The 15498-nt window shown below is 71.0% G+C and carries 21 protein-coding genes; 12 read left to right on the forward strand and 9 right to left on the reverse strand.

Going from position 1 to position 15498, the window contains the following annotated elements; translation table 11 throughout:
• Positions 1–538 precede the first annotated feature (538 nt).
• Positions 539–859 carry a UBP-type zinc finger domain-containing protein gene (locus tag ACFY1P_RS25770; protein ID WP_361528843.1) on the forward strand — a complete coding sequence of 107 codons (321 nt, stop codon included), beginning with the start codon at positions 539–541 and terminating at the stop codon, positions 857–859.
• A gap of 14 nt (positions 860–873) precedes the next feature.
• Here the strand turns inward: ACFY1P_RS25770 and ACFY1P_RS25775 are convergent, their stop codons facing one another.
• The 4 genes from ACFY1P_RS25775 to ACFY1P_RS25790 are packed head-to-tail and all read right to left on the reverse strand — an operon-like array spanning position 874 to position 3571.
• The gene (locus tag ACFY1P_RS25775) at positions 874–1326 is read right to left on the reverse strand and encodes a lasso peptide biosynthesis B2 protein (protein ID WP_361528845.1); all 453 of its coding nucleotides are present in this window, start codon (positions 1324–1326) and stop codon (positions 874–876) included.
• Positions 1323–1583, reverse strand: a complete 261-nt coding sequence (locus ACFY1P_RS25780) for a lasso peptide biosynthesis PqqD family chaperone (RefSeq protein WP_361528847.1) — start codon at positions 1581–1583, stop codon at positions 1323–1325. The genes ACFY1P_RS25775 and ACFY1P_RS25780 overlap by 4 nt, the downstream gene beginning before the upstream one ends.
• Positions 1580–3421, reverse strand: coding sequence for an asparagine synthase-related protein (locus ACFY1P_RS25785; protein WP_390751994.1), 1842 nt, complete (start codon positions 3419–3421; stop codon positions 1580–1582). The genes ACFY1P_RS25780 and ACFY1P_RS25785 overlap by 4 nt, the downstream gene beginning before the upstream one ends.
• 6 nt (positions 3422–3427) lie before the next feature.
• Positions 3428–3571 carry a lasso RiPP family leader peptide-containing protein gene (locus ACFY1P_RS25790; RefSeq protein ID WP_361528851.1) on the reverse strand — a complete coding sequence of 48 codons (144 nt, stop codon included), beginning with the start codon at positions 3569–3571 and terminating at the stop codon, positions 3428–3430.
• Between the two features lie 732 nt (positions 3572–4303).
• Here ACFY1P_RS25790 and ACFY1P_RS25795 point away from each other — a divergent pair.
• Positions 4304–4543, forward strand: a complete 240-nt coding sequence (locus tag ACFY1P_RS25795) for a GntR family transcriptional regulator (RefSeq protein ID WP_390752018.1) — start codon at positions 4304–4306, stop codon at positions 4541–4543.
• 93 nt (positions 4544–4636) lie between these two features.
• Here ACFY1P_RS25795 and rpsN read toward each other — a convergent pair whose 3' ends face one another.
• Together rpsN and rpmB are read right to left on the reverse strand one after the other, a co-directional pair.
• A complete protein-coding gene (gene rpsN, locus ACFY1P_RS25800) occupies positions 4637–4942 on the reverse strand; it encodes a 30S ribosomal protein S14 (protein ID WP_390751995.1) in 306 nt (101 codons plus the stop codon).
• The gene (gene rpmB, locus ACFY1P_RS25805) at positions 4942–5178 is read right to left on the reverse strand and encodes a 50S ribosomal protein L28 (protein ID WP_361528859.1); all 237 of its coding nucleotides are present in this window, start codon (positions 5176–5178) and stop codon (positions 4942–4944) included. The genes rpsN and rpmB overlap by 1 nt, the downstream gene beginning before the upstream one ends.
• A gap of 74 nt (positions 5179–5252) precedes the next feature.
• On the opposite strand from rpmB, the gene rpmG reads away from it, so the two are divergent.
• From rpmG to ACFY1P_RS25830, 5 genes are all read left to right on the forward strand, one after another.
• Positions 5253–5417 (forward strand): 50S ribosomal protein L33, encoded by a 165-nt coding sequence (gene rpmG / locus ACFY1P_RS25810; RefSeq protein ID WP_361528861.1) that lies wholly within the window; start codon positions 5253–5255, stop codon positions 5415–5417.
• A gap of 5 nt (positions 5418–5422) precedes the next feature.
• On the forward strand, positions 5423–5680 hold the full coding sequence (locus ACFY1P_RS25815) for a type B 50S ribosomal protein L31 (RefSeq protein WP_361528863.1): 258 nt from the start codon (positions 5423–5425) through the stop codon (positions 5678–5680).
• Entirely contained in the window at positions 5677–6852 is a 1176-nt protein-coding gene (locus ACFY1P_RS25820; protein ID WP_390751996.1) for a GTP-binding protein, read from the forward strand. Before ACFY1P_RS25815 ends, ACFY1P_RS25820 begins: the two co-directional genes overlap by 4 nt.
• A 56-nt stretch (positions 6853–6908) precedes the next feature.
• Positions 6909–7151, forward strand: a complete 243-nt coding sequence (gene rpsR, locus ACFY1P_RS25825) for a 30S ribosomal protein S18 (protein WP_361528867.1) — start codon at positions 6909–6911, stop codon at positions 7149–7151.
• A 130-nt stretch (positions 7152–7281) separates the two neighbouring features.
• Entirely contained in the window at positions 7282–7521 is a 240-nt protein-coding gene (locus ACFY1P_RS25830) for a DUF397 domain-containing protein (protein ID WP_361528869.1), read from the forward strand.
• 19 nt (positions 7522–7540) lie between these two features.
• Here ACFY1P_RS25830 and ACFY1P_RS25835 read toward each other — a convergent pair whose 3' ends face one another.
• Positions 7541–8035 carry an ATP-binding protein gene (locus tag ACFY1P_RS25835; RefSeq protein WP_361528871.1) on the reverse strand — a complete coding sequence of 165 codons (495 nt, stop codon included), beginning with the start codon at positions 8033–8035 and terminating at the stop codon, positions 7541–7543.
• A gap of 312 nt (positions 8036–8347) precedes the next feature.
• On the opposite strand from ACFY1P_RS25835, the gene ACFY1P_RS25840 reads away from it, so the two are divergent.
• The 4 genes from ACFY1P_RS25840 to ACFY1P_RS25855 all read left to right on the forward strand — a co-directional run bounded on the left by ACFY1P_RS25840 (position 8348) and on the right by ACFY1P_RS25855 (position 12529).
• Positions 8348–9211, forward strand: coding sequence for a helix-turn-helix transcriptional regulator (locus ACFY1P_RS25840; protein WP_361528873.1), 864 nt, complete (start codon positions 8348–8350; stop codon positions 9209–9211).
• Between the two features lie 87 nt (positions 9212–9298).
• Complete coding sequence (locus ACFY1P_RS25845) at positions 9299–10756, forward strand: aldehyde dehydrogenase family protein (RefSeq protein ID WP_390751997.1); 1458 nt, start codon at positions 9299–9301, stop codon at positions 10754–10756.
• 77 nt (positions 10757–10833) lie between these two features.
• The gene (locus tag ACFY1P_RS25850) at positions 10834–11370 is read left to right on the forward strand and encodes a DinB family protein (protein ID WP_361528877.1); all 537 of its coding nucleotides are present in this window, start codon (positions 10834–10836) and stop codon (positions 11368–11370) included.
• 565 nt (positions 11371–11935) lie between these two features.
• The gene (locus ACFY1P_RS25855; protein WP_361530402.1) at positions 11936–12529 is read left to right on the forward strand and encodes a PadR family transcriptional regulator; all 594 of its coding nucleotides are present in this window, start codon (positions 11936–11938) and stop codon (positions 12527–12529) included.
• An 8-nt stretch (positions 12530–12537) separates the two neighbouring features.
• Here the strand turns inward: ACFY1P_RS25855 and ACFY1P_RS25860 are convergent, their stop codons facing one another.
• Both ACFY1P_RS25860 and ACFY1P_RS25865 read right to left on the reverse strand, forming a co-directional pair.
• A complete protein-coding gene (locus tag ACFY1P_RS25860) occupies positions 12538–13950 on the reverse strand; it encodes a glutamate decarboxylase (RefSeq protein WP_361530405.1) in 1413 nt (470 codons plus the stop codon).
• A 111-nt stretch (positions 13951–14061) separates the two neighbouring features.
• Positions 14062–14427 carry a YbjQ family protein gene (locus ACFY1P_RS25865; protein WP_301893448.1) on the reverse strand — a complete coding sequence of 122 codons (366 nt, stop codon included), beginning with the start codon at positions 14425–14427 and terminating at the stop codon, positions 14062–14064.
• A 225-nt stretch (positions 14428–14652) separates the two neighbouring features.
• On the opposite strand from ACFY1P_RS25865, the gene ACFY1P_RS25870 reads away from it, so the two are divergent.
• Entirely contained in the window at positions 14653–15411 is a 759-nt protein-coding gene (locus ACFY1P_RS25870; protein WP_361530408.1) for a VTT domain-containing protein, read from the forward strand.
• Positions 15412–15498: the final 87 nt, after the last annotated feature.

Raw genomic sequence — 15498 nt, forward strand, 5'->3', positions numbered from 1 at the left:
CTTGTGGCGTAGGGGTGCGGGTCCGTTGCGCCTGCGGCGGGACGCCCTTCGGGCGTGGCCTCAAGCGCCGGCCGGGCTTGGGTTGTGGTGGGTGCCGGGGGTGGGGCCTCCGGGCTGAGGACCTGGAACGCGGTGCGGGCACCGTGAGACGCATTGAGTGCCGTGAAGTCGCACCGCGTTCCAGAACCCCACCCTCCGACCCCACCCCCTCCCGCCGGAGGGCAAGCGCGGGCTTCGGGGGTACGCACTCAGCCCGTCCGGCGTTTGAGGACGCGGCCGCAGGCCGCTCCCGCCGAAGGCGGCAACGGACCCGCAGCTCGGGGTCTGGGGCAGCGCCCCCCACGCGGCGGAGCCGCAAAGGAGATGCAGCCGGGAAGGGGCGGGGTAGGGGAACAAGCCCGCCGCAGGCGCCAAGCCGTCGCGCACGTGCTCCGGTCGGGAAGGGGCGGGGTTGAGGCAACGCGCCGCAGGCAGCCCGCACCCACCGGCCCGAAGAACAAGCTCGCACCCACCCCCGCCCACCCCTACCGTGGACAACATGACCCCACCCACCTGGCACGTCGCCGCAGACGTAGAAGGCCGCCCCACCCAAAGAGCATGTGCCCACCTGGCCGAGATCCAGGAAGTAACCCCCAGCACGACGGACGGCTGCGAGGACTGCCTGCGCATCGGCAGCACCTGGCTGCACCTGCGTGAGTGCCTGGTCTGCGGTCACATCGGCTGCTGCGACAGCTCCCCGAACCGGCACGCGAGCGCCCACGCGCACAGTGAGTCCGGCCACGACCTCGCCCGCTCCTTCGAGCCGGGCGAGGACTGGGCCTGGTGCTATGCGGATCAGCTGCTGCTGGTGCCGCGTTAGACGCGTCGGCCGCGCTAGAGCCGCGTTTCCGGCTGCCGGAGGCGGGGCGACAGGAGCGGATCCGCCGCTCCCACCCGCACCGTCACGATCGGCGTGAAGTACCCCGTCGGATACGGCTCACCCACGGGCGACCCATCGGCCTCCACCCACGCGTGCGCCCGGAACGGCCGGCTTCGGACTCCCGTACGCCACACCACCCCCAGGCCACTCATTCGGCAGAGCAGTACGACGGCCAGCGACCGCTGCAGACAACCCGCCTCCACCGCACACCGCGCGCTGGCCCCGACCACCGCCTCCCGCGCCGCCAGCACCTGCTCGACCGTGGCGGGGACGGATCCGGACCCGAAGCGGCCCAGCATCCGGCGGATGCGCTCCGGCGGCATGGTGGCGAGCACCCGCGCCCCTGCGACGGCCGCCCGTACGGCCGCGCGCCGCTCCGGCCGCCGTGTGACGGCGGGGCTGCTCATGACGTCACCAGGCGCGCCGTGCGCAGCGAGGTGACCAGGGCCGATACGTCCTCCTCCGCCTGTCCGGCCGGCAGGCTCGGGTGATGCTCTCTCAGATCACGGGCGGCCTCGGCGGTGGTGGCGCCCTGGAGGAGCGCGTTCAGTACGAGCGTGCCGGTGGCGTTGAGCTGCCAGTAGCGGCCGGTGCGTTCGTCGAGCAGGATCATGCCGTCGTCGACGGGTGCGGTGCTGATGGTGTCGCGCAGGCTGACGGTCATCGTGCTCTCCCGGTCGGGGTGGAAGTGGGCCGGTGGTGGGGGCGGGGCAGGGAGCGCAGCCAGGTCTCACAGGCGAGCGTCTGGGACAGGTGCGTGACGATGTGCGGTGTGGGGTGCGGGACGAGCAGCGCGGCGCGCAGCACGGATATGTCGATGAGCCCGATGTCCGCCAGCAGCGAGCCGTCGAACAGCTCCAGCAGCTCGGCGCGGTGCCGAGCGAGGGCTATGTAGAAATCGGCGCTGTAGTCGCCCTTCGTGGTGCGGGCCAGCAGCGGTGCCGGGACGACGTCGTGCATCGCGGCGGTGAGCAGCGGTTTGTACGCGCTGCGCCCGGCGCGGTCGGGCAGGCGTACGGACAGGGCCGCGTTCATCACCGGGTCGTCCAGGCAGGGTGCCGCCTGGGGCAGCCCGGAGCGGGTGGTGGCCTGGTCGATGCGGCGGACGGCCGCCCCGGCGGTCCGCGCGTACTGCACGGCGGTGTGCTGGGCGCGGTGCGGTGCCAGCGGTTCGGGTTCCGCGGCGGCGGCCTCGTGGAGCAGGATCCGGGCGCCGCGGACTGCCTCCAGCGTGGCCCAGGGCGGCATGCGCAGTGGTGGCCCCCAGGACATGGACGGCGCGGTGGGGGTGGCTGGCAGCGCGTCCATCTCCTCGACGGCCTGGTGCAGCCAGTCCGCGTACGTGGTCCGCTCGGCCAGGGTGCGCAGCAGTGGCCAGAGCGGCTGCCGGAAGCGCAGGCAGTGGCGGCGGATGTGGGCGGGGGCCCTCGCCGGGTGGTCGCGGACCAGGTCGTGGAGATAGCGGGGGGTGACGGAGAACAGTTCGTCGCCGCCGTGCCCGGCCAGGTGCAGCCGGGAGCCCGCTTCGCGCATCCGCCGGGCGAGGTCGGCGAGCCGGGCGGTGTCCCGCACCCAGGCGCCCGGCTCCTCCAGTGCCGGGTGCGGGCCGCGCGCCCCGGCGAACCACAACGGGGCCTCGTCCTGCCCCACCGACCGGTGCTCCGCTTCGGGCAGGGCCGCCCGGGCTCGCTCCGCCCATTCCGTATCGCCGTTGACCGGGTCGGCACCCTGTCGGTAGGTGGTCACCAGCCGGGCCGGGCCGTGCGCCGCGAGGAAGCAGAGGCTGGTGGAGTCGAGGCCGCCGGAGAGATCCGCGCTGACCGTGCCGCCGCCCGCCGTGCAGGAATCCACCGCTGCCGAGAGCGCCTGACGCAGTGCCTGGGCCCCTTCGGTCAGGGGCAGCGCCGGCTCCGGCGCGGTCCACCAGCGGCGCGGGGCGGACCGGCCGTCGGACTCGACGACCAGGCAGTGGTCGGGCGCCACCGCTGTGACGCCGCGCCATGGGCTCCGCTCCTCCACCGGGTGCACCGACCCGGCGGCCAACAGCCGTGTCACCAGCACCTCTTCGTCCACCGGCGCGTCGATCGCGGCGGCCAGCACGTCACTGCGGCCGGAGGCGACCGTCGCCCCGCCCAGCAGGGCGTGGAAGACCCGCCGGACCCCCGAGGCGCTGCCCCGCACCCGCACCTGGCCGCCCACCGACGCGATCAGATGGAAGCTGCCCGCCAGCGGCCCGGCTGCCCGCTCCACCTGTGCGACGTCGTCCACCCGGGCGATCAGGGCGGTGAGCTCGGGCGCCGTGACCGCGCAGCGCCCGATCACCGCGACCCGGGCCCTGTACGTACGGGCGATCGTCACCTGGTCGTCCGCCCACCGGCCCAGCAGCCACGGCCTCCCCGAAGCGTGGGCGACGATCCGCTCGGCGCGTGGCCGCAGCGCGCACACCGCGGCCTGCGCCGACGGGCCGTCCGGCAGGACGGCGAACCACTCCTCACCAGGCATGGCCCGCTACCGCCAATACCAGAGCTGGCCTTCGCCGCCTTCCTCCAGCGCGCTCCCCTCGGTCCAGCCGAGCGTGAGGTCACCGAAGGCGCCTACTTCGACGAGCGCCGGAGGCTCATAGACCTCCACGGGCTCCTTGAGATCAGTCATTTCGCGTCCCCTCCCGAAACCGCTGTCGTCACTCAGAGTATCTGACGGTCGCGCTCCGTGAAGGGGGGCTTGGCGCGCACAACCGGCGCACGGGGGGCGCGCGGGGCGCACCGCGCCCGCGCTCACCTTCCCCAGGCACCGCCGGAGTTGGCCGCCTTGACCTTCGCGCTGAGCAGCTCGGCGCCGGTGGCGGGCCGGGTGTCCCCGACCTCGGCGTCCCACTCCCGCCCACCGTGAGGCGGCCGAAGCTGAAGGCGAAGGCCCTCGTCACCCATGACCTGCCCGACGCGGCCGAGGCGAAGGTCGAAGACGAACGAGCCGACGTGGGGGACGGATGCGGGAGCGTGCTCCGTGCAGGGGCAGGAGGCGAGGGGTGAACTGGGCTTGATGTCGATCCCGCGTGCGATGGCCCATGTGTAGACGCCGCAGGTGTCCGGCGTTTCGGAGGTGGGGGCCGGGGGAGTGGGCGGAGTGGCGGCCGCCTGGGGGGGTGTTGAGGGAGCGGGGCTTGAACGGAGCCCTCGCCCATCGAAGGAAGCGAGCGATAAAGTCCTTCACGTCATCAGCTCCTTGGCTTTCGGCTGGTGGCCACGCCCCCGGACCGTTCGAGCGGTCGCGGGGGTCTTGTGCTGAGCGCAACCATAGGGCGCCTCGGATGCACATGTCTATAGGTGTCTGCTGACGCTAGCTGCTATGTTCGAGTAGCCGCTCATACATACAGTTGCGCGCGTGATGGAGTTCGACCCGACGCAGCCCAAGTGGACGCAGATCGCCGCCGTGATCCGCGAGCGCATCGCCAGTGGCGAGTACCCGGTGAACCACCTGATTTCCGAGATGCGCCTCGAGCAGGAATTCGGTGTTGCTCGGGTGACCGTGCGCAAGGTTACTGCCGCGCTGCGCGAAGAGGGCCTGATCATCACGACCCACGGCATGGGTTCGTTCGTCGCGGCGAAGCCGTCGCAAAAAGACTAGGTCCGGGGGTCCACCCCCGGCGGTAACCGGCGGTCCTCTGACGGGCCCCGCCGGGCAGGCCCTCACGGACCCACCCGGCGCCCAATGCCCCCGCTACCAGCTCGACTTCCTGACCCCCGGCAGGAATCCCGCGTGCGCCTGCGCGCGTACGTTCACCCGGGACAGCCCGAACGCCCCGACGTAACCCCGCGGGCGGCCGTCCACCGAGTCGCGGTTGCGTACGCGCGTCGCGCTCGCGTCGCGCGGCTGGCGGCGCAACTCGCGGTTGGCCGCGGCGCGTTCCGCCTCCGGGGAGCGCGGGTCGCGGATGATCGCCTTCAGGACGGCCCGGCGGGCCGCGTAGCGGGCCACCGTCAGGCGGCGCTGTTCGTTCTTCGCGATCTTGCTCTTCTTCGCCATCAGACGCGCACTCCCCGGGCGCGGATGCGGGCCACCGCGGCCTCGATGCCGATGCTGTCGACCGTCCGGATGCCCTTCGCGCTCAGGCGCAGCCGCACATGGCGGCCCTCGCTGGGGAGCCAGTAGCGCTTGCTCTGGATGTTGGGGTCGAAGCGGCGGGCGGTGCGCCGGTGGGAGTGGGAGATGGAGTTGCCGAAGCCGGGCTTGCGGCCGGTGAGCTGGCAGTGGGCGGACAAGGTCAGACCTCCGGTCCTCGGGCGGCCGCGAAGGGCCTAATGAAAATGGAAACCATTTCTGTATAGTAGCCCCCATGGCCCGCAACGAGCTACGCCCCGTGATCAAGCTCCGGTCCACGGCTGGGACCGGCCACACCTACGTGACCCGCAAGAACCGCCGTAACGACCCCGACCGCATGGAACTGCGGAAGTACGACCCCGTCGTCGGTCGCCACGTCACCTTCCGAGAGGAGCGCTGACCCCGATGCAGCCCGGAATCCACCCGCCCTACGGCCCCGTCGTCTTCCGCGACCGCGCCGCGGACTACGCCTTCCTCACCCGGTCGACCGCCACCAGCGACAAGACCGTCGAATGGGAGGACGGCAACACCTATCCCGTCATCGACGTCGAGATCTCCTCGGCGAGCCACCCCTTCTACACCGGCACCGCCCGCGTCCTGGACACGGCCGGGAGGGTCGAGCGCTTCGAGCGCCGCTACGGCAAGCGGGAGGCCGGCCGGTGACCGGTCCGCTGCCGCTGCCCGTCGTGCTCGTCGGAGGTCTGCACTCCGACGCGCGCGTAGCCGTCGTCGAAAGGCTGTTGAGCACCGTGCCGGGCAGTGTCGCGCTCCATCACGACCTCGCGACGGCCGTCACGGGAACGGTGCGCCGGACCGTACGGGACGGCTCGGGCGTCCTCGACGAGGGCGACGCTCCGCTCGTCAACGACTGCGCCTGCTGCGCGCTGCGCGAGGATCTGGTGCCCGAGCTCGAACGCCTCGCCGCCGGCGGCCTCTGCCGGCTCGCCGTCGTGGAGCTGTGGGACTCCGTCGAGCCGAAGGCGATGGCCGAGGTGGTCGCCGCCCACGGCGAGGAGAACTTCCGGCTCACCGGCGTGATCACGGCGATCGACCCCGCCCTGCTGCTGCCCGCTCTCGGCTGCGGCGACGACCTCGCCGAGGCGGGGCTCGCGGCCGCCGCGTCGGACCAGCGGACCGTCGCGGACACCTTCGCGCGGCAGCTGGAATACGCGCCGGTGCTGGCGGTGGTGGAGGGGAGCGGGGGGCCGGACGCCACGCCCCCCGCGGACGCCGCCGACTTCGCGCTGCTCGACCAGCTCGTCCCCACCGCCCGCCGCGTTCCGGTCGAATCGGAGGAGCTGGCGGCCGCCGCGGTCGAGGGGTTCGACGTGGAGGCCGCGGCCGCCCGGCAGCACCCCGCCTGTGCGCTGCTGCCGCAGGCCGCCGACGCGGACGGCGTCAGCACGCTCGTATGGCACCGGCACCGGCCGTTCCACCCCGGGCGGCTGTACGACGCGCTGGAGGACCTGTCGTGCGCCGCGGCGCGCAGCCGGGGGCGGTTCTGGCTCGCGGACCGGCCGGACACGCTGCTGTCCTGGGACGCGGCCGGCGGCGCCCTGTGCGTGGAGAACGCCGGGCCGTGGCTGGCCTCGCTGCCGGACGCCGCCTGGGAGTTGGTGCCCGCGACCCGCCGCGTGGCCGCCGCCCTGGACTGGCACCCCGAGCACGGCGACCGCGCGCAGTACCTCACCTTCACCTCGCCCGGCCTCGACGCGGAGGCGCTGTCCTCGCTGCTGGAGTCGTGCCTGCTGACCGACGCCGAATTCGCGGCGGGCCCGGACACCTGGCGCTGTCTGTCCGCCGCATTCGACGAACTCCTCGATCCCGTTTCCTGATCACCGCCCGGCCACCGCCTCCGGCGGCCGGGCGACCACCAGAAAAGGCAATGTCCATGCCCCGTCGCCCCGATCACCGCAAGAACCTCAAACCCCGTCCCAATCCCCTGGAAACAGCGGGCATCACATACATCGACTACAAAGACACCGATCTGCTGCGGAAGTTCATTTCGGACCGCGGGAAGATCCGCAGCAGGCGCGTGACCCGGGTCACCGCCCAGCAGCAGCGACAACTCTCACGGGCGATCAAAAACGCCCGGGAGATGGGGCTGCTCCCGTATTCCGGCACCGGGAAGTAGTGGTGTCCGTACCGTAAGTGCACGTGCATCCGCCCATGCATAGGCACATGAACGGAGCTATGATCCGGAGTAGTTGTCATCCCCACCATTCGTGCCGGGGTGCCCCCTGCGAATACTCCGGGAGAGACCTGTGCCTCACGCTTACAACGGCATGGCTGCCACGGATCTCGACGGCGTCGTCTGGCGCAAGAGCCGGCACTCCAACTCGCAGGGATCGTGCGTGGAGTTCGCGAAGCTGCCGGGCGGTGAGATCGCGATGCGTAATTCCCGCCATCCGGACGGCCCGGCGCTCATCTACACGACGGCGGAGATCGAGGCCATGCTGCTGGGCGTCAAGGACGGCGAATTCGACTATTTGATCGCAGACTGAGCGCCCCCCGTGACAGCGCTCAGTCGCGATCCCGCGGCAGTCTGAACAGAGCCCAGACCACTTTCCCCCTCAGCGCCCCGGCCAGCGGATGCCAGCCCCAGGTGTCGCTGAAGGAGTCCACCAGGAGGAGCCCGCGCCCGCACTCGGCGGACGCGTCTGCCTCGCCCGCGACGGGGCTCTCCTCGCTGGGGTCCCGCACCGCACACACCAGACGCGACGTCCATCGCATCAGGTGCAGCCGTACGGGCGGCTCGTACTCCGTGCCGACGAGCTCGGCCGGAAGGGCGTAGCGCATGGAGTTGGTCACCAACTCCGAGACGACGAGCGCCACATCGTCGAAGAGGCCGGGCAGATCCCATTGCTGGAGCGTGGTCCTCGTGAACCGCCGCGCCGTCCTGACCGCCTCGAACCGGGGCGGCAGCGCACAGGAAGCGGAGCTGGAGACGGCCGATGGGGCGATCGGTGGCAGCCCTCGCCACAGGGGGGAGAGCACAGTCGATCCTTCGGTACCCATCTGAGGCACTCCTGGCAATCGTGGACGTGACATGCACGTGTGCGTTCCCCATGGTTCCCAATGCGGATGGTGGATGCAAGGGCAGATGCACGTGCACGTGGGGGTTTTGGGGGCGCGCGATCCGGTAAGGGCGCAATTCTTCCTACGCCCTCCTGCGTACGGTGTCCGGACTGCCACTGCCTCCGTAATCGGATGCACACTCAACGGAGCCCGGAGGTGGCAGACTTCGGCGCCGGGGGTAGCGGGGGTCGCCCCGGGAGGGTGCGGAAGCGGCACGACCGGGTAGGGACCGGAAAAGGAGGAGTCGCGAAGATGGCCACGAGCGAGTCGAGCGGTTCTGTGGTGCGCCGCATACTTCTGGGCTCACAGCTCAGGAGGCTGCGGGAATCGCGCGGGATCACCCGCGAGGCGGCCGGCTACTCGATCCGGGCGTCGGAGTCGAAGATCAGCCGCATGGAGCTGGGCCGGGTGAGCTTCAAGGCGCGGGACGTCGAGGACCTCCTCACGCTCTACGGCGTCACCGACGAGCTGGAGCGCGAGGCGCTGCTGGGGCTGGCCCGCGAGGCGAACGTCGCGGGCTGGTGGCACAGTTACGGCGATGTGCTGCCTGGCTGGTTCCAGACCTATGTGGGACTGGAGGGCGCCGCGTCCCACATCAACATCTACGAAGTGCAGTTCGTGCACGGCCTGCTCCAGACCGAGGGCTACGCCCAGGCCGTCGTCGTCCGCGGGCAGCCGACCGCCTGCGAGGCGGAGGTCGAGCGCCGCGTCTCGCTGCGCATGGAGCGCCAGAAGCTGCTGTTCTCCGAGCGCGCCCCGCACTTCCACGCCGTGCTGGACGAGGCGGCGCTGCACCGCCCCTACGGCGGCGAGGCCGTCATGCGCGGCCAGCTGGAGCACCTCATCGACATCTCGGAACAGGCCAATGTCACGCTCCAGGTGATGCCGTTCGCGCACGGCGGGCACGCGGGGGAGAGCGGCGCCTTCACCATGCTGCGCTTCCCCGAGTCCGACCTGTCCGACGTCGTCTATCTGGAGCAGCTGACCAGTGCGCTGTATCTGGACAAGCCCGACGAGGTCGCGCAGTACGGCAGGGTGATGGAGCGCCTGCACGAGGACAGCCTCTCGCCGGAGCTCAGCCGTGATCTGTTGAGGCGACTGCTTCAACTGCTGTGACACATCAGTACGATGACGTCCCATCAGGAGTCTGCATTCCGGTTCGGGCGCCGTGAGCGCCCCCGTACCTCCAGGCAGGGATGGCGCATGTCCTACTTCGACGAGTTGGCTTTCCAGTACATCGACGGCGAGTGGCGGGCCGGCACCGGCTCCTGGGACATTGTCGACTTCAACCCCTACGACGGGGAGAAGCTCGCCTCCATCACCGTGGCCGGTGTGGACGAGATCGACCAGGCCTATCGCGCCGCCGAGCGCGCCCAGAAGGAGTGGGGCGCCATCAATCCGTACACCCGGCGGCTCGTCTTCGAGCGGGCGCTGCGGGTGATCGACGAGCGGGAGCCGGAGCTGGCCGCCGCGATCACCGCGGAGTGCGGCGGCACGGCCGTGAAGGCGGCCTTCGAGCTGCACCTGGTGCGGGAGTTCCTGCGCGAGGCACTGCACCTCGCGCTGCGCGCCGAGGGCCGCATCCTGCCGTCGCCGGACGACACCAAGGAGAACCGCCTCTACCGGCTGCCGGTCGGGGTCGTCGGGGTGATCAGCCCCTTCAACTTCCCCTTCCTGCTGTCCATCAAGTCCGTCGCGCCCGCGATCGCCCTCGGCAACGCCGTCGTCCTCAAGCCGCACCAGAACACGCCTATATGCGGTGGCGGACTGGTGGCCAAGGTCTTCGAGGAGGCGGGGCTGCCCGCCGGAGTGCTCAACGTCGTGGTCACCGACATCGCGGAGATCGGGGACGCCCTGATCGAGCACCCGGTGCCCCGCGTGATCTCCTTCACCGGCTCCGACAAGGTCGGCCGGCACGTCGCCACCGTCGCCGCCTCGCACTTCAAGCGGACCGTGCTGGAGCTCGGCGGCAACAGCGCCCTGATCGTCCTCGACGACGCGGACGTGGACTACGCCGTGGACGCGGCCGTCTTCAGCCGCTTCATCCACCAGGGGCAGGTCTGCATGGCGGCCAACCGGGTGCTCGTGGACCGGTCCGTGGAGGCGGAGTTCACCGAGAAGTTCGTCGCCAAGGTCAAGTCCCTGAAGGTCGGCGACCCGGGCGACCCGGCCACCCACATCGGCCCGCTGATCAACGCCGGCCAGGCCGAGGCCGTCAACACCCTGCTGGACCAGACCGTCGCGGACGGCGCGACCGCGCTCCTGCGGGGCGAGATCAACGGCACGCTGGTCGCGCCCTCCGTGCTCACGGGGCTCGCGGCCGACTCGCCGGTCCTGGCGCAGGAGATCTTCGGGCCGGTCGCCCTCCTCATCCCCTTCGACGGTGAGGAGGAGGCCGTCCGGATCGCGAACGCCACGCCGTACGGGCTGAGCGGCGCGGTGCACACGCGGGACATCGAGCGGGGCGTACGCGTCGCCAAGCGCATCGACACCGGGATGATCCACGTCAACGACGGGACGGTCCACGACGAGGCGATCGTGCCCTTCGGCGGGGAGAAGCAGTCGGGGGTGGGGCGGCTGAACGGCGACTCGATGGTCGACGCCTTCACGACCACCAAGTGGATCTCGATCCAGCACGGGCGCAGCAGATTCCCGTTCTGACGCGCGGCATGTAGGACCTGTGCTGTCCGCCTTGCCTTCTACGGTGGTTCATCGACGACGACGAGAGGGTGGACCCCATGGTGACGCTGGTGATCGAGAAGGACCCGGCCGACGAACGCGCCACGCTGCTGGCGTTCGTGGAGGCCCAGCGGGGCGCGCTGCGCCGGTCGGTCCTCGGCCTGACCGAGGAACAGGCGGCGCGCAAGCCCAGCGCGAGCGAGCTGTCGCCCGCCGGACTCCTCAAGCATGTCGTGGAGGTCGAGGAGGAATGGGTGCGCCGGGCGAAGGGCCTGCCGGAGCACCACCGCAAGCCGGAGACGTGGGCGGACAGCTTCCGGCTGTCCGACAGCGAGAGCCTGGCGGACGTGCTCGCCCGGTGGGACGAGGTGGCGGAGGAGACCGCGCGCTTCATCCACTCCCTGCCGAGCCTCACGGAAACGTTCCCCTTGCCGGACGCGCCGTGGTTCCCGCCGGGTTCTTCCGTGTCGATGCGGTGGCTGTTGCTGCACTTGGTGGAGGAGTTCGCGCGGCATGCGGGGCACGCGGATGTGATCCGTGAGTCGCTGGACGGGCGGAAGGCGCTTGAGCTTGTGGCGGAGGCGCGGGAGGGGTGAGGGGCGGCGGGTTCTTTTTCCCCAGCCCCGCCCCTTCCCGCCGCATCTGATGTGCGGCTCCGCCGCAGCCGGGGCTCCGCCCCGGACCCGTGCCCGGGTGCGGCTTGAGTGCTCCCCCAGCTAACGCTGGGAGGTGCCCCCAGCGGCGGGCTTTGTTCCCCTACCCCGCCCCTTCCCGGCTGCATCTGAATTTGCGGCTCCGCCGCGTGGGGGGGGCGCTGCCCCAGACCCCGATATGCGGGTACGTCGGCTGACGCGCAGCGCCTGCGGCGCTCGTCCTCAAACTCCCCCAGCTACCGCTGGGAGGTGCCCCCAACGGGCTGAAATTGCGTACCCACATCAGCCAAAACCAGCCCGTTGGGGGCACCTCTGGGGGCACCCCCGGACGGAGTCTGGGGGAGGTAGCTGGGGGAGTTTGAGGACACCGCGCGAAGCGCGGTCAGGGGGTCCGGGGTCTCCCAGGTTTCGGGAAGGGGCGGGGTAGGGGAACAAAGCCCGCCGCAGGCGCAAGCAACCCGCACCCTAGGCTGGGCAGTGAACAAGGCATACCCCGGAATGAGGAACCATGTCGGCCATCCGGCTACTGACGCTGGGCGCCGTCCGGCAGCACGGACGGGCCCACGGCTATCAGGTCCGCAGTGACCTGGAGTTCTGGGGCGCCCACGAGTGGTCGAACGCCAAGCCCGGGTCGATCTATCACGCGCTCAAGTCCATGGCCACGCAAGGGCTGATGATCGCGCACGACACCGCGCCGAGCGAGGCCGGCGGCCCGCCCCGTACGGAGTACGAGCTGACGGAGGAGGGCGAGCGGGAGTATTTCCGGCTGCTGCGGGAAGCGCTCTCCTCGCCCGGTCAGAAGGTCGACCTCGTGACCGCGGGCATCGGCTTCATGGTCGACCTGCCGCGCGCCGAGGCCATCGCCCTGCTGAAGCGGCGGGTCGAGTCGCTGCGCGCCTGGCGCGAGGAGATCCGGCGGCACTGGACACCGGGGGAGGGCGAGGACTGGGGCCACATCGGTGAGATCAGGAGCATGTGGGTCCACACCGCCGAGAGCGGCGAACAGTGGGCCCTGGGGCTGATCGAGCGCCTGGAGGCAGGCGCCTATGTGATGGCCGACGAGGGCGACCCCTGGGCGGGCATGAACCCCTCCGGCGGCTGACGCGCGCGTCAGTGGTGGAACGCCGTGGCGACGGCCTCCGGGCGGTCCAACGGGCCGGGCTGGCGGCGCAGTTCGGGCAGGAGCGAGCACAGGTCGTCCAGGAAGAGGTCGGCCAGGTCGTGCGAGAAGCCGTTGCGGCAGACGATGCGCAGGACCGACAGGTCCTCCCGGTTCGGCGGGAAGCTGTAGGCGGGCACCAGCCAGCCCCGCTCCCGCATACGCCGTGACACGTCGAAGACGTCGTATCGCGTGACGCTGTCGGTCGTCGTGAAAGCGAATACGGGCAGCTCGTCGCCGCGCGTCAGCAGGCGGAAGTCGCCGAGCTCCTCGACGCGCCGGGCGAGACGGCAGGCGACGTCACGCGCGTTCTGCTGCACGGCGCGGTATCCCTCGCGCCCCAGGCGCAGGAAGGTGTAGTACTGCGCGGCCACCTGCGCGCCCGGACGGGAGAAGTTCAGCGCGAAGGTGGGCATGTCGCCGCCCAGATAGTTGACCCGGAAGACGAGCTCCTCCGGCAGCGCGGAGGCGTCCCGCCACAGCGCCCACCCGACGCCCGGATAGACCAGCCCGTACTTGTGCCCCGAGGTGTTCACGGACGCGACGCGCGGCAGCCGGAAGTCCCACACGAGACCGGGGTCCAGGAAGGGCGCCACCATCGCCCCGGACGCCCCGTCCACGTGGACGGGGATGTCGAGGCCCGTACGCTCCTGGAGCGCGTCCAGCGCCGCGCACAGGTCGGCCACCGGCTCGTACGACCCGTCGAACGTCGACCCCAGGACGGCGACGACGCCGATCGTGTTCTCGTCGCAGAGCGCGGCGGCCGCCTCGGGGTCCAGGTGGAAGCGCTCGCCCTCCATCGGCACCTGGCGCGCCTCGACCTCCCAGAAGGAGCAGAACTTGTCCCAGCAGACCTGCACGTTCGCGCCCATCACCAGATTGGGCCGGGCGCCGGCCGAGGGGTAGCGCCCGGCGTTCGCGAGCGACCAGCGCCGCTTGAAGGCCAGCCCGGCGAGCATGCACGCCTCGCTGGACCCGGTGGTCGAGCAGCCGATGACGGCGGCGGGGTCGGGCGCGTGCCAGAGGCCGGCGAGCATCCGCACGCAGCGCTTCTCCAGCTCGGCGGTGCGCGGGTACTCGTCCTTGTCGATCATGTTCTTGTCCCGGCACTCGGCCATCAGCACCCCCGCCTGCGGCTCCATCCAGGTGGTGACGAAGGTGGCCAGGTTGAGCCGGGAATTGCCGTCCAGCATCAGCTCGTCGTGGACGAACCGGTACGCCACGTCCGGCGTCATCGGCCCCTCGGGCAGCGCGTCCCGCGGCGGCTCGGCGGCCATCCCGCCGACGGGGTCGGCCTCACCGTAGAAGGGATTGACCGAATAGCCGCGTTCCGTCGCCTCCCGGGCGCCTTTGTGCAGTGCCATGGCGTTGATGCCTACCACCGGCGCGGGCGCGCCACGCGGGGACGGTGCCGCCCGCGAGGGTGAGGGGGGCACCGCACCGCCCCGGGGAACCGGGGAACGGCGCCCCCGGCGTCACGCCCGCGGGGAGATGACGACCGCGGTGCCGTACGCGCAGACCTCCGTGCCGACGTCCGCCGCCTCCGTCACGTCGAAGCGGAACATCAGGACAGCGTTCGCGCCGCGCGCCCGCGCCTGCTCCACGAGGCGGTCCATCGCCTGGTTGCGGGTCTCCACGAGGGTCTTGGTCAGCCCCTTGAGCTCGCCGCCGATCAAGGACTTCAGCCCGGCGCCGATCTGGCTGCCGACGTGCCGGGAGCGCACCGTGAGGCCGAAGACCTCGCCGATGACCCGGTCGACCTTGTAGCCCGGCACGTCGTTCGTCGTGACCACCAGCACATCGGTCTGGGACTGCCCGCCGCCGTACTCCTCGATGCCCATCGCATCCACCTCCGTGTGTGCAGTTTTGCCGTACAACGGCCCGGACGCATGCCGGGACGGAGAGGTTGAGTCCGGCCGGGGACCGTCGTGCTTCGTGGCACTCTGGAACCGAGGGCCCTCCGGTCACGTTGTACTTTTGGGGCCGCACTTCCCCGTCACCCCGCCTGTGCCCGGGCCTCGCACGAGCCTGCGCCCTTGACCCAGGAGCCTGTCACCGTGTCCCCCATGACCACACTCGCGCTCGGTCCGCAGTGGCTCGACGCGAACTATCTGATCGACCAGTTCGGTCTGATCGGCGTCCTGGCCATCGTCTTCGCGGAGTCCGGCCTCCTCATCGGGTTCTTCCTGCCGGGTGACTCACTGCTCTTCACCACCGGCCTGCTCGTCACCACGAACCAGATCGACAAGCCCCTGTGGCTGGTCGCCCTGCTCGTCGTGCTCGCCGCCGTCCTCGGTGACCAGGCGGGCTATCTCTTCGGCCGCAAGGTCGGCCCCGCGCTCTTCAAGCGCCCCGACTCCCGCCTCTTCAAGCAGGAGAACGTGGAGAAGGCGCACGAGTTCTTCGAGAAATACGGCCCGAAGTCGCTGGTCCTGGCTCGTTTCGTGCCCATCATCCGGACGTTCACGCCGATCATCGCCGGTGTGAGCCGGATGAACTACCGCTCCTTCCTGATCTTCAACGTCATCGGCGGCTGCCTCTGGGGCGCCGGCGTCACCCTGCTGGGCGCGGCTCTCGGCAAGGTCCAGTTCGTCAACAAGCACATCGAGCTGATCCTCGTCGCCATCGTGCTGATCTCGGTGGTCCCGGTCGCCATCGAGCTGCTGCGCGCGCGCTCCAAGGCGAAGAAGGAGCCCGCCCCCCTCCCCGGCCCCGTCGGCATGCCCGGCGCCCCCGGGGCCCCGGGCGCTCCTGGTGCCCCCGCCGCGCCCATGCCTCCCTACGACGGCCGCCCGGCCCCGCGCGGCCGTCACGCCAAGCGCTGACACCCCGTACTCCCCCTGCCGCCGCACGCATGACCGGGGCCCCACTGGGCACGCGGGACACCCATCAGGCATGGTGGCCGTAGCAGG

It is taken from the genome of Streptomyces sp. NPDC001407 (genome assembly GCF_042895325.1).
GTDB lineage: Bacteria > Actinomycetota > Actinomycetes > Streptomycetales > Streptomycetaceae > Streptomyces.